This is a genomic window from Mesorhizobium sp. P2_F8 (assembly GCF_056403655.1).
The window spans coordinates 92313-104932 of sequence record NZ_JBFUFB010000003.1 but is presented as its reverse complement, the minus strand read 5'-3'; the positions used below and the strand labels follow the sequence as shown (position 1 = coordinate 104932).

The window sequence follows — 12620 nt, the reverse complement described above, 5'->3', positions numbered from 1 at the left end:
GAGCGCTCAGCCGATCTTGTAGACCATGCTCAGCCGCCCGCCTGGCAATTGCTCGACCTTGGTCAGTTCCAGGTCGCGCCGCCGAGTCGTCGTCGAAAACAGCACCTTGCCCTCGCCGGCAATCAGCGGATAGAGGACGAGGCGCAGCTCATCGACCAGCCCAGCCTCGGTAAGACTGTCGACGATGGTCGAGCCGCCCATCAAGTAAATGTCCTTGCCGGGCTGGCGCTTCAGTGCCGCGACATCGTCGTTCGACCTGAGAAAACGCGTCATCGGCCAGTTGGCTGAATTCAGCGTGTTCGACAGCACATAGTGCGGCGTTTTGGCGGCAAAGCGTGCCCAGGGCAGCTCTTCCCGCGCCGCTGGCTTGCCGGTCATCGGCAGCGGCTCGTTGGGCGCGTTCTGGATCGCGGTCCAGTACTGCTCGTAGCCAGGATACATGCGGCCACCAAGCAGGCAGGCATCGACCTGATCCGTCAACCCATAATCCTCCGACCAGGCATGCACCCAGTCGGCGATGCCGGTCGGTCCCTCAGCCTTGCCGTCGACGGAAATCTTCATGGCGGCGATCAATTTACGCATGGCATTCTCCTTGGCGCACAAAGGCGCGGTTGTGCGGCCCGCGGGCCGGCGGTTCAAAAATTTCGGGAAATGTTGGGAAATGCCGCTGCGGGGCAGCGGTCGTCATGCGGGCAATCGCCCGCTCGTCAAGCATTGGTCAGGCAAGTCTCGAAGTGTCCGGCGCTATCGTCTCCTTTCCATTGGGTTTCGCGTTCTCCTGTTCAGGCCGGCAGGCGTCGGTCGTAGTCCAGCCTCAATCTCGCCCAGCCGTCCCAGAACGGCTCCGGCTGTTCTCCGCGCAGCCTCGCGGCGAGAATGTCGAGATGCATGTGCCAGCCGGGGGCGATGTTGAGCATCAGCGAGCGGTCACCCAGGCGGCGATGGACGATGGTAAGCAGCACATCCTTCCCTTGCGGGGTCAGTGCGAAAGTGACGCCGCCGGTGCTGCCCCAGGTGATGCCGAGCCGGCGCGGCGGATCGATCTCGGTGATCTCACCCGGCATGGTGTGCACAGCCGGAAATCCTGGCGGGCGCTCGCCGGCCGGCTCGGTCAGTTCGTCGTTGCGCCAGGTGAGTTCGAAGGGCGAGCCGGCCTCGCTTCCCATGGGGCCGGCGGCCAGCCATTGGCGGCGCAGTTCTGGGTCGGTGATGTAGCCCCAGATGCGCTCGGCCGGGCCGGGCAGCAGCCGTTCGATCGTCAACGTGGCCGGCTCGGTCAGCACGCCATAGCCATTCTCGGCATGTCGATCGGTCATATCTCGTCTCCCTTCTTCCCAGTCGAGGATTTGCGCGCGTCGTCTTCGCGCAGCAATCGTTCCAAAATGTCGAGCCGCCCCGTCCAGAAGCGCGAGTAGGCTCCAAGCCACTCATGCGCGCTGGCCAGCGGACCAGCCTCGAGGTGGCAGATATGCGTGCGGCCGAGCACTTCGCGACGGATCAGCCCGGCATTTTCCAGCACCTTGATGTGCTTGGAAGCAGCCGCCAGCGACATCGCGAACGGTTCGGCCAGCTGGCTCACCGTGCGCCCGCCACCGGCGAGTTCGCGCAGCATCTGCCGGCGCGTCGCGTCGCCAAGGGCGTGAAAGACCTGATCCATCTCGTATGTAAGTAATTCAACCATGTGGTTGAATATGCGCGTGAGGCTTTTGATTGTCAACCGTTTGGTTGAATATTATTTGGCGGCGCTGAAAATGGCTGGCCTTCGTGCCTTAGCCGGCGTCGGTGCGACCGATCTCCTCGGCCACCAGTTCCTGCAACTGCCACAGATTGCGGTCGCGGATGCCGCAAGCTTCGAGATGGCGGATCGTCTCGAACAGATATTCCGCACCCGAACCCCAGTGGCCGACGGCCCTGGCCAGGGTTGCCGCGATCGCCTGCTTGTCGAGTTTGCCGGCATAGCGCGGATTGGCGGGATCGACGACGAAACCGAGCGCGCGGCTCATGCCGCCTTCTGTCCTGACCTGCAGCCAGCGCGGCACGTTGACAGCCGGCAGGACGGTCATCTCGCGGCGCAGCAGCGCTTCCAGATTGGCTGCCACCGGCTCGGCGATCTCGAACACCATGCCTTGGCACTGGCCGCCGCGGTCGAGCGCCATCATCAGGCCTGGCTGCTCGACTGTGCCACGGAAGCGCTTGACCGTAAAACAGAACGAACGATGCCAGCCGGTCGCAACCGCACGCTCGCCGCCCCTCACCTCGCCGACCGGCTTCCACAGCAGCGAGCCATAGGCGAACAGTTTTACGGGTCCAGGCGGCGCGCCGGCCAGCACCTCATCGCGGATGCGCGCATAGTCGGCGTCGGTCATGTAGACCATGCCCGGCGTCGGCCCGGCATCTTCGACCGCACGCATCGTGCGGGCAACGAGCGCCTCGGTCAGCGTCATCGTCGCCTTGCGCGGCGATGCGGCAGAAATCGGCTTGTTCATTCTCGCGTCTCAGGCATGGCCGCCATGTTGCCCAAGGGCGAGCAGATTCTCAAGGCGCGGACTCAAAATCTGAACCGGCGCGCACAACCGTTTGAAAGGATTCGCAAGTATCGACTGCCCTAACGCGCCGGACGCGACGGCCCTGCCTGTATGCGTGCATGCACAAGCTCGCGACCGCACCCAGAAGCTCCTCGGCGTCGTCGCATGCAACGACCTAGTGCGGCGGATGATCCGGCCGGTCGTTGCAGCCGTCGACATAGGGATGGACCGACCATTTGGAGCCGGGTCGTGCCTGCTCACTTTTGGTGAGCGGATCCTGGGATTGCGCGTAGCCATCCTGGTAGCCGCGAATGATCCCGTCGATATCGGGGGGCCAGTCACCGTCCCACGGCCCTCCCAGGATCTGCGCCTGTTGGACCGGATGCAGTTCGTTGTGGCCTTCATGAAAGCTGTCGTGGATATGTCCGGCGTCATAGACCCATCGGCCGGTCACACCCAGGATTGTCGCTCCGGTTCCATCGCCCTTGTTGACCTCGATGCTGGGCAGGCCGGCATCGCTCGGGCTGGCCGTGTCCGAACTGCTGAAGGCCGCGCCAAGCAGCGCGGCAAGCAAGGCGAGAAGCGCCAGGATGTAGGCAACGACCACGCCGACGCCCGACATGCAGAGTGCTAGCGCCGTCAGGGCTGCGATCAGCGCGAGGATGTTGACGGTCTGCAGGTCGTGGATCGACGCGCCCTCGAACTCCACGTGCAGTGCCTCTGATTTTACCCCGGTCGCCTTGTCCTCCGCCGGATTCCCGGTGAACAGCAAGCCGTGCGAGGAGGTGGTGGCGGTTTCAGCCATCAGATAGCCGAACGGAACGCTGGCGCCGGCAACAGCCTGGCTGACGCCCACCGGGTTGTTCGGCAGCAAAAGGTTGAGGCTGTAGTCGGAGTCCAGGCTTCCGGGCCATGTCTTCTCCGACGGCGGCTCGATGCTGATGACCATGCCGACGACGCTGACCGGGCTCTTGTCGCCGAGACAAACCAGCCGGTTGTTGAGCCACCAGTCGCAATAGGCGAGAATCCAGACAATCCCGGTCACCACAAGCGCAATCGGCAAGCACCACGGTTCGCCCATCGCAATCAGCACCACAGCCATGACGGCCGCGAATATGCCGCTGGTGATCGCCGCGCTGATGTACTGGTTGACCGAGATCACCTTGTCCGCGGTCGTGCACGTGGTCCAGGATTTGTCGTCGGTGGCCATCACGGCTCCAGGCTGCTGAGGACGGTCAAGGTGACGCCGCCACTGGCGTGCTCACCCTCGTCGAACGCATTCAAATTGAGGGCTTGCCGGCCGGTCCAGCCGTTCGGCGGGGTGGCGACCGCTGTGATCGTCACCTGTTCGCCCGGCGCCAGCGACGGCTGGTCAGGCGAAATCTCGACTTTCCATCCAGGCGGCAGCGGATGAACCGCCGGCAAATGTGCTGCCAGCCGGCGCTTTTGCTCGGCCTTGACGGACTCCTCGGTCGGTTGCCGGTCGTCACGACAGGGGTTGAGCGGCGGAATGGTGTAGGCATCGACGGTGAAGCGATACCGGTGCGGCCGGCGGGTGGCGTTGCGCAGCTCGAATTGAAATGTCGCCGGCGACTGCGCCAGCCCGACATCGGTGTTTTTCTGCCCGAGATTGTTGGCGAAGTTGGCATCGTCGGCCGGGTCGAGCAAGGCCTGCAGGCAATAGTGACCTGCTTCCCGGGGCGTATGCCAGTCGAAGGAGACGAACCCGGGCTGGCCGGCGGATCCGATCACCCCCACCGAGACCGGCCTGGTGTCTATCGGGTTCGACACGGTTCCGATGCCGAACGACATATAGGACAGGTGAACCGGCATCTTGACGACAACGGCATCCTTGGAGGCGTTCCAGACGCGGACGCGCACCTCGTAGTCGGTGTCAGCCTGCAACTTGCCGGCGGGAACGGGCACCCCACCCTGGCGCACCTCGATATCGGGATTGTCCCAGGTCACCGCGAGGCCAAGGCCGATCAGATAGTACTGATCGTAGATCAGCGGATCGGGCCGGCAGAATGCGGGATGGTCGATCGGCACGCAATGTGCCCGGGACCCCTTCTGGTCGACCCGACGGTCACCCCCCAGCCGCCACCGGCGACAGAAGCGGTGAGCCATCTCGATCAGCGCCGGAATCCAGGCGGAGAACAGTGCTCGCAGGATTGCCGCTATTCCACGCATCGACTCCCTTTCTGAAGCTAACGCAGGGCAACGCCTGATTAGCGACGGGATTCGCGCGGCAACAGCGCTTTGGACTGGTTGGACGACTGGTGCCGCTTGTAACTCTGGTCAGACGAATAAAGCGGAACTTGAACGGTACGCTGGCTATTTGCGCGCGAAGAAGCCGCGCGCGAACTGCACGATGCGCTTGTGGAAGACAAGCGCCAATATTGCGACAACGGCAAGTATGTAGAGAGCTTCGGTCGATCCGTCGCCGCCGTCAGGTGAAATACCTAACCACCTCTCGATGAAATCCATGTACAGATTCCCCCGTGCGAACTTTTGAGTGTGATCCAGCATAGCTCTTCATCTTGGCCCAGTGTCAAGCCATGAATCATTGCCGTCCCGGATGAATCCGACAAAGAACCATTTGCCAGCATGAACTGCGGCAATCGACAATCTTGTCTAAAGATTGCCTAAAAACTGCGCCGGCTTATTGATGTACGCCTGAAGGAAATCTTTGTATCTCAATCATTTCAGGGTCGTTTTTCCAAATTGTGGACCACCCGCACGACGAGACCGGGCATCAGTACCTCAAGCCCTTAGATCAGCGCGTCGCGAAACAGCGCGCGATGGGTCGGCCTGGCTCGTTGTCCTTCTGGTCGACTGGATCGGCGGGCCAAAATGAGCGCCTGGGAACCATGTTGCCGGCAAAGTGTTCTAGTCCTTGCCGGAGGATGTCATGAACGATGCGTCGGCAAAACCCACGGGCCTGGTCCTTTCATCGACGGAGCGCGTGAACACGCTGTCGCATTTTCACCGCGCCGAGATCGCCCGCATGGCGGGATGGCGCGACCGGCTCGACCGGACAACGAACTGGGCGATCACGGTGGTGGCGGCGCTGCTTTCGGTGTCGCTGTCCACGGCCAGTGCGCACCACGGCGTGCTGCTGTTCGCCATGCTGCTGATCCTGCTTTTGCTGTGGATCGAGGCGCGCCGCTATCGGTTCTTCGACTTCTACCGGGCTCGCGTGCGGCAGTTCGAGCGTCATTATTTCGCGCAGATCTTCTCCCCGCAGCCCGACTTTGCCTCTGATTGGCTGCTCATCGTAGGCGAAGGCCTGCGCGCGCCGAAGTTCCTGCTGTCGCAGCGCGCTGCACTGGCGCGCCGCTTGCGGCGAAACTACATCTACCTGTTCCTGATCCTGCTGTTGGCCTGGGTGGTCAAGATATCGACCCCCAGCCTTCAGACGGTGGGCCTCAAGACCGGGTTTGTCGGTTCGCTTCGTGAGGCCGTCGAAAGCGCCGCCCTTGGCCCCATTCCCGGTGTGGTGATCGTGGTCGTCGTGGCGGCATTCTATGCCTGGCTGCTTGCTATCGTCTTTTTCGCGGCCGGCGACGACGGCGAACTTTCCTTCGGCGACGTCCACGTCTGACGTCGAACTCTGGCGACCGGCGGCTGCAGAACAAATGCCGGTCCGCGCGCTGTTCTGGTCAGTTCGCTGAGGCGTTTGAGGGCGCCAAGCCGGGCAGCGGCAAGCCCGCTAGATGCCGAAGAACTGCCTGCCGATCATGTAGCCCAGCGCCGCCGCGACCAGCGGAAACAGCGTCGGCGCGACCTTGCCAAGAAGGGAAACCTGCTGGGCCTTCGCCGGGGTGTGGCGTGCATTGCCGAGATTCTTGGTCATTGCTTGCCCTAGGTTTGAATAATTCATTAGCAAACGCTGATTAACAGCATGGCCGCGTTAACGGCTTGCAAAGAAATTAGATCAAATAGCCGACCATTCCTGCCCCCGATCCTGCCGGCGGCGGGCACATCGGCGCCGCCGAGACGGCGGTGGCGTCACCGCTGCGTTTGCCCCCGGATTTAGTTCAAGCGCGCATTTCTCAATCGCGAGCCGTCGCACGCGGTCGAGGGCGGGCGTTCCGCTCTCGACCCATGATTACAATGTTCGCGACGAAAAGAAGCCGCTCGTCGAGATTGCCGACAGAGACGTGATGCACTGCTGATTACGCCACATCTTCTGCGGTGAACCAATCGTTGACCTCCCGCAATTCCGCACGGGCCTCTTCGAACCGACCCTGTGACCGCAACAGCTTCGCCAGACTGTTGGTCGCCTGCAACTCCCAACTCCTGGCGTTCTGCTGCCTGGCAAAGCCAATCGCCTCGCGGAAAGAAGCCTCCGCCGCTCTGTCTCCTGCTCCATTTGCAAGTTCGATCTCACCGCGAATGCGAAGCAAGGCGGCTGTAAAGTAATGCTCGCCAATCTTTTCGGCTTCGCGCAGACCTTTCTCAACGGTCACTGCCGCTATACTGAATTGCCCGGAGCTCATGAAAGCTTTGGCCAGTAAGCCTAAATAACACGATTTGTCGACCTCCTCATCTTCAAGATCACTCTCGGTCAATGCCATCATGTGGCTACCCACCAGACTGTCATCGAGGCTCGACGCAGCCAGGCCGCCAAAAAAGCGCGCCACCCTTGCCCAGAGATTGAAACCGTTTTCCTGCGCCAGTGGCAGGAGTTCATCCGCCAGTCGAGCGATCGAACTGCTCTCCTCGCGGAAGGCGAACAACACGCACCCGTTTCCCAGGCAGGCGGCCAGACGATAGGCGGACTGCTGCCGAACGGTCGCCTCCGCCTCGAGGTAGAGTTTCAGCGCTTGGCTGCGATATCCCAGAATATGCAAGGTCCAGGAAAGGTAGATCATGGCCATGCTCGGAAAGTCGCTGCCGACCTTGTCTGCGCTGTCCTTGTGGCTGAGAGCGCGCTCAAGATATTGCCGGGCCGCCACCAACTCGCCCTGAGAGAACAGACTCATCCCCTTGAACTGCAGACCTATGACGAGCGCGTTTAGGTAACCGCCCTCCTCGCCGACCCGAATTAACTCATCACTGGCCGCGAGGGCCTTACCGAACTGACCTGAGTTGAAATGGGTGCCGAAAAGCCCGTCGAGCGCCCTGATCGTCGATTCCGGCTCGCCAAGCTTCCCGCTCAGTTCTATGGCCCTCTGATATGCGGCACTGCCCTCGCCCGTCACGTAGCCTAGCGCAGCGTAGAGCACGTCGCCCAGCTCCAGCTCGAAGCGAAGCAGCCTGCGGCTACGATCGTCGGATTCGGGCAAGAGTTTCGCGGCTTCAAGCCCCTTCCTGAAGGTACGCACCGCGTCGACTTTTGCCCAAGTCTTGGCCGCCTTCAGCCCTGCCAGCAGCCAGTAGTCAGCGGCGCGGTCGAACAGACCTGCGTCTGCGAAATGCTCAGCGAGCACTTCGGGATAGGCAAAAGCCGCGTTGTGGTCGCGCAGTTCGATACATTCGGCAATCAATCGGTGAATCTGCTGCGCGCGCTCGTGCAGCATCGTGCCTCTGGCGGCCTGCTGCAGGAGCACGTGGGTGAACGAAAAGCCCGCGCCGGCTGTCCCCCGTTCGGCGACGATCAGCCCCGTGCGCATCAGGTCGCCAACTGCGGCGCGCAACTCCGCTTCGGGCCAATCGCAGATCTCGCGCAATATGTCGAAATCGAATTCGCGGCCGATCGCCGCTGCGATCTGCGCAATTTCCTTAGCGGGCCCCAGCCTGTCGAGGCGGGCAAGCAGCGAGAACTGCAGGGAGTTCGGAATGTTGGTCGTAGGTGACAGACGTTTCGGCTGCGATACGTCCAGCCGCAATCCTGTTTCGACCACGCTCCGCGTAAGCTCCTCGATATAGAGAGGGACGCCTTCACTGCGGTCGAGCACCACCGAAACATCAGCAGCGAGCGCATTCGGACTGATGTCATGGACAATCGCTTCGGCATCCTCGCGGCCGAGCGCTTCAAGCCTTATGTGATGCACGTCCGGCCCGTCGACCCACGGAACGCTTGAGTGGTTCCTGCTCGACACAAGCAACAGCGCAGGAGTCGAAGCCAGGCTGGCGACGATCTTGTGGAGAAGGTCGCGCGAGGTCGCGTCGGCCCATTGTTCATCTTCGAACAAGATCAGGATCGGGGTAGCACGCGCCAGATAACTGACCAAATCGATGAACGCTTGCTCGGCAATGTTGCGCTGTCGTTCGGCGCTTATCCCTTCAAGCCTGTCCGGCATAGTCGTCGGTAAGCCGAGCAGGCTTGAGAAGATCGCCAGCGCGACGTCGCTGGACACAGAACCTATGGACAATCCGTTGCTGAGCTTTCGCAGCTTTTCTTCCGTCGAGTCACCGTCCTCGATCGTTGCGATCCTCTGCAACTCCGCGAGGAATGGATAAAGGGTGCTGTTCTCAAAGGTCGGAGAACATTGCATGGTCAGCTGCGGAAAGCTGCGTAGGCGCTGCTGGATCTCGTTGAGCAACCGGGATTTACCGATTCCCGACTCCCCCGAGACCAACACCGCATTGCCGCGCCTGTCGCGCACGACGGTCTCCCAGCGCTCCATCAGCAGTCGCAATTCGGTATTGCGGCCGCACAGCTTGGTCATGCGCGCACGCTTTGCAAAGCGAGTCGGCACCATGCGCGCCMGTTGCACCTGCCAAACCTGGACTGGCTCGGCGAATCCCTTCAGCTCATGTTTGCCGAACGTGGTGAAATCAATCGCGCCGCTCGCGGCCTCGAAGGTCGCCGCGTCGACAAGGATCGTGTTCGGCTTGGTCAGGACCTGCAGCCGTGCCGCTAGATGCGCGACGTGGCCGAAGGCGACGGTGGACACGCCGCTCGGCGCACCGACGAACTCACCCACCACGACCTGGCCGCTCGCGATACCCACCCTCACTTGCAACGGATATCCCAGACTTGCCGAGATAGTGCCAACAGCATCGACGATCTCGAGTGCCGCGAGCACGGCGAACTCGCTGTCGTCCTCGCCAGCTATTGGATAACCGAAATAGGCCTGGACGGCGTCGCCGATATAGCTGGCCGTCACACCCTTGCGGCGGCGGATGACGCTGCTGCAGGTCTGCAGAAAGCTCTCGATCAGGCGTTGGAAGTCCTCGGGATCCAGGCGGTCGGCATATTCGGTTGACCCCACCATGTCGCAAAACAGAATGGTGAGATAACGCCGCTCTGCAACAGACTTCCCTGGGCTGCCGGGCAAAATCGGGCTAGCCAATGGAACCGGTGTGGTCACGGCTCTGGGACCCTCCTTGGTGCGGCGACCATGTAGCACCAGTCATGTTATCGCAAATCCCGGCGCTCATCAGCCGCTTTCGATCGCGTCAAGTGGATCATCGCAGCTCGTCACACTGAACGTCAGCGTAGATCAAATGGTCTGCCGCGCTAAATGCCGCTTCGCTCTGGTCGAAGCAGAACCGTTTGGGCACCAAGCGTATCAAGGTGCGTCGGTTGCACTCACCAGGCAGATCGACTTGGAAAGTGCGCGGCGACATCGACGGCGTCGGATCGCTCCACTTCGTGTGACCGGCAAACGAAACGTTCTCAACCAACAAGCTGGAACCGGCTGCGCTGACCGAACCGGAGATGGCCTCGGCGTTGGTACCCTTTGCCTGTTCGATGCTCGGATAGTCGCCACTTTGTGGCGGTTCCCCATTTGCCGGAATCGCGTCCGTCCTGACGGCCACATTGATCCTGATATCGTCGCGCTCCGGAACACCACCGTAGCTGTTGCGAAAGGTCCAGCTTACGCGAAGGACACGCGTCTTCGCCTCCTCTCCGGGCGGCCGAGGCAACAGCTGAAGCGTGGCATCGGCGAGCGAAGAGCCTTCATCCTCCGCCTCTGGCGCCGGGCAGCTAGTGTAGAGTGGGCGGTAGCCACATTCGGAGCCACCGGCTCCCCATAGACAGTCGCTCAGCTTCCGCCAGTCCTCTGAGCTCAGGCTCGGCGCACGGGAGGACAGGTCATTGCCGGACCCCGGCAACATCCAGGGATGGATGCCACCGCTGCCGGCCGCCCAGTCCGTCCGGTGTGCGGCGATCCCTGCGTAGATGATCTCTTCCTCGCGCAGCTCGAGCAATTGGACCCAGGTTGGCGACGTGACCGTCGGCTCATGCCCCACTGCGTCCGCGGCAAAACGGCGGCCCGTGATTTGTGTGGTAAGCGTGTGGCAGCTTGTGCAGTTGCCCGTTGGATCGTCGACCGTCCTGGCATGGCGAAGTTCATTGGGGTAGATGCTGGTGTAGCCGGAGCCGACCACGCGGAACGGCGCGCCCGGCAACCGCGGCCGATGCGGTAGAAAATCTCCCAGGCTGAAGGCGGTCGATTTGGGATCGTCGGCTGAACGGAACCCTACCCTGCTCTGTGCAATGTGCGGATCGATCACATAGGGGCTTTTGTTGTCATGGCATGCATGGCACGAGATCTTGAACGTCGAATCATAGATTTTCTCCGCCGCAGCCCTTTCGACGTTATCGGAATAGTTGCGCCCGCCTGGCGGAACGAAGGGCTTTGACCAGTCGAACACGCTCTGGTCCTTGCGGCCGTCGAAGAAGATAATTTCTCCGGATTTCCGATTGAACCCGATGGTGCCGAAGACGGAAAATCTCGGATCCGACCGCGTCCAGTAGGGATCGGTGCTGACCTCCTGGCTGATATTGGATTTTCTGCAGAGGAACAGCCATTCAACGTTGCCGCGCACGACCCTTACGACACGTGAGTTCAGCCCACAGTAGGTCGTGCTGCCAGTCAGCGAAGGCTTGTCGCATTTGGGCAATGTCGCCGTCCATTTCACCACCTCTCCGTTTTCGTTCCTGTGCTCGAATTCCAGCGGAGAACCTGGTTTTGTCGGATTGGGCTTGAGGTCGACGACATTGCCATCAACTTCCAGTGGGATGACCTTCATTTGTGGGCTGTCGCAATCGCCGTCGGGAATAGGACCGAACACCGCCCGCGCTTCATCGCCAGACCTGGTTATGACGTCGGTGCTCTTTGAGGCTGGCGCCCAAAAGATGTCAGGGTTCCATCGCGTAACGGCTTCGGCAAACGACTTCCCATCGAGTTCAGCCGGAGCGAAATCGACGCCGCGAGGTCGCAGCAGCTTGACAGCGGAACCGCGCGGCAATTGTGACACCGCGCAGCCGCTCCCCTTGCTGCAAACCACGTCGGCCTGATCGGAGCCTTGCCTCTCGCCGGCTCGCGGCGTCGATACAAAAGCTGCATGTCGAAACTCGATAGTCCCGGACAGGAAGAGAAACGCAATGCCGAGGACAGCAGCAATCAGCGTTGCGGCACGCATCTCAGCTCACTAGAGCGTGCCAGTGAACCCGCAGCCGATCTTCGGGCTTCATCGCTTCTTGGCAGCGACATCAGGATAGTCGGCGTGGATGGTGAGCGATTGAAATCGCCATATGTTGTCGTCGCCCTTTACGAAAGTCGCGCGAGCATCCGCCGAATAGTCAAGGCTCGGTGTCGAAGAGTGGGCATCCTGCACAGTGACCAGGACTATCGATTTGGTGTTCACCGTCTTGCCTTTGTCGTCAACCATATCGAACAAGGTGTTGGTCACAAGATGTCGGGTCTGGAGTTTTTCTTCCTTCAGTTGCCGAGCTATTATTGCCATCTGCGTAAGAAGATCGTATGGCGACTCCGGTTTCAAGCCGAGCGTCAGCTTGAAGATTGAACCACCGGTATTGCACATCTCATAGTAAGACGATCCCGGTTGGGCGAAGAGTTCAGCAAATATTTCTGGTTTTTTTTCGTCGATATCTCTTTCATCGATCATCCAGAGATAGCGAAATAAAAGATCCTGAATTGCTTGACGATCTTCGGCCGGAGGATTCTTGATCCTCCAACCGTTGGTAGCAACTGTTCCGCAGTCATCAGCTAAAGCAATGCCACTGAAAGCAAAGCAGAATCCGCTAACGAGTGCAAAATACCTCAAAATAGCGCGGTTAGTTGTCATGCCTTTCCAACGTTCGCTCATGATGGCCCCCTCGGATGGAGCTTGATGGGAAAGTACCCGTGCATCTTATACCACCCCAAAAAAGGCGCCAGTCGAAATCTATGT

12 protein-coding genes are annotated in these 12620 nt (G+C 60.9%); 1 reads left to right on the top strand and 11 read right to left on the bottom strand.

Translation table 11 applies throughout. The features are described from left to right. Nucleotides 1–6: 6 nt before the first annotated feature. The 7 genes from AC1DZP_RS07745 to AC1DZP_RS07715 all read right to left on the bottom strand — a co-directional run bounded on the left by AC1DZP_RS07745 (nucleotide 7) and on the right by AC1DZP_RS07715 (nucleotide 5012). Nucleotides 7–582, bottom strand: a complete 576-nt coding sequence (locus AC1DZP_RS07745; protein ID WP_477301335.1) for a dihydrofolate reductase family protein — start codon at nucleotides 580–582, stop codon at nucleotides 7–9. A 200-nt stretch (nucleotides 583–782) separates the two neighbouring features. Next, nucleotides 783–1316, bottom strand: coding sequence for an SRPBCC family protein (locus AC1DZP_RS07740; protein ID WP_477301333.1), 534 nt, complete (start codon nucleotides 1314–1316; stop codon nucleotides 783–785). After that, nucleotides 1313–1681 (bottom strand): ArsR/SmtB family transcription factor, encoded by a 369-nt coding sequence (locus tag AC1DZP_RS07735; protein WP_477301331.1) that lies wholly within the window; start codon nucleotides 1679–1681, stop codon nucleotides 1313–1315. Before AC1DZP_RS07735 ends, AC1DZP_RS07740 begins: the two co-directional genes overlap by 4 nt. Before the next feature lie 88 nt (nucleotides 1682–1769). Next, nucleotides 1770–2486: a gamma-glutamylcyclotransferase gene (locus AC1DZP_RS07730; protein ID WP_477301329.1), complete on the bottom strand. Its 717-nt coding sequence runs from the start codon at nucleotides 2484–2486 to the stop codon at nucleotides 1770–1772. A gap of 214 nt (nucleotides 2487–2700) precedes the next feature. After that, a complete protein-coding gene (locus tag AC1DZP_RS07725; protein ID WP_477226651.1) occupies nucleotides 2701–3735 on the bottom strand; it encodes a hypothetical protein in 1035 nt (344 codons plus the stop codon). Further along, the gene (locus tag AC1DZP_RS07720) at nucleotides 3735–4715 is read right to left on the bottom strand and encodes a hypothetical protein (protein ID WP_477301327.1); all 981 of its coding nucleotides are present in this window, start codon (nucleotides 4713–4715) and stop codon (nucleotides 3735–3737) included. The genes AC1DZP_RS07725 and AC1DZP_RS07720 overlap by 1 nt, the downstream gene beginning before the upstream one ends. 144 nt (nucleotides 4716–4859) lie before the next feature. Then, entirely contained in the window at nucleotides 4860–5012 is a 153-nt protein-coding gene (locus tag AC1DZP_RS07715; RefSeq protein ID WP_167392362.1) for a hypothetical protein, read from the bottom strand. 424 nt (nucleotides 5013–5436) lie between these two features. Here AC1DZP_RS07715 and AC1DZP_RS07710 point away from each other — a divergent pair, with 424 nt between their 5' ends. Next, the gene (locus AC1DZP_RS07710) at nucleotides 5437–6129 is read left to right on the top strand and encodes a DUF2270 domain-containing protein (protein WP_477301325.1); all 693 of its coding nucleotides are present in this window, start codon (nucleotides 5437–5439) and stop codon (nucleotides 6127–6129) included. A gap of 108 nt (nucleotides 6130–6237) precedes the next feature. Here the strand turns inward: AC1DZP_RS07710 and AC1DZP_RS07705 are convergent, their stop codons facing one another. From AC1DZP_RS07705 to AC1DZP_RS07690, 4 genes are all read right to left on the bottom strand, one after another. Beyond that, entirely contained in the window at nucleotides 6238–6381 is a 144-nt protein-coding gene (locus AC1DZP_RS07705) for a hypothetical protein (RefSeq protein ID WP_095091124.1), read from the bottom strand. Between the two features lie 322 nt (nucleotides 6382–6703). Continuing rightward, nucleotides 6704–9787, bottom strand: a complete 3084-nt coding sequence (locus AC1DZP_RS07700; protein WP_477301324.1) for an ATP-binding protein — start codon at nucleotides 9785–9787, stop codon at nucleotides 6704–6706. Between the two features lie 97 nt (nucleotides 9788–9884). Then, nucleotides 9885–11849, bottom strand: a complete 1965-nt coding sequence (locus AC1DZP_RS07695) for a hypothetical protein (protein ID WP_477301322.1) — start codon at nucleotides 11847–11849, stop codon at nucleotides 9885–9887. A gap of 48 nt (nucleotides 11850–11897) precedes the next feature. Continuing rightward, nucleotides 11898–12536, bottom strand: coding sequence for a nuclear transport factor 2 family protein (locus AC1DZP_RS07690; RefSeq protein ID WP_477301320.1), 639 nt, complete (start codon nucleotides 12534–12536; stop codon nucleotides 11898–11900). Between the last annotated feature and the right edge of the window lie 84 nt (nucleotides 12537–12620).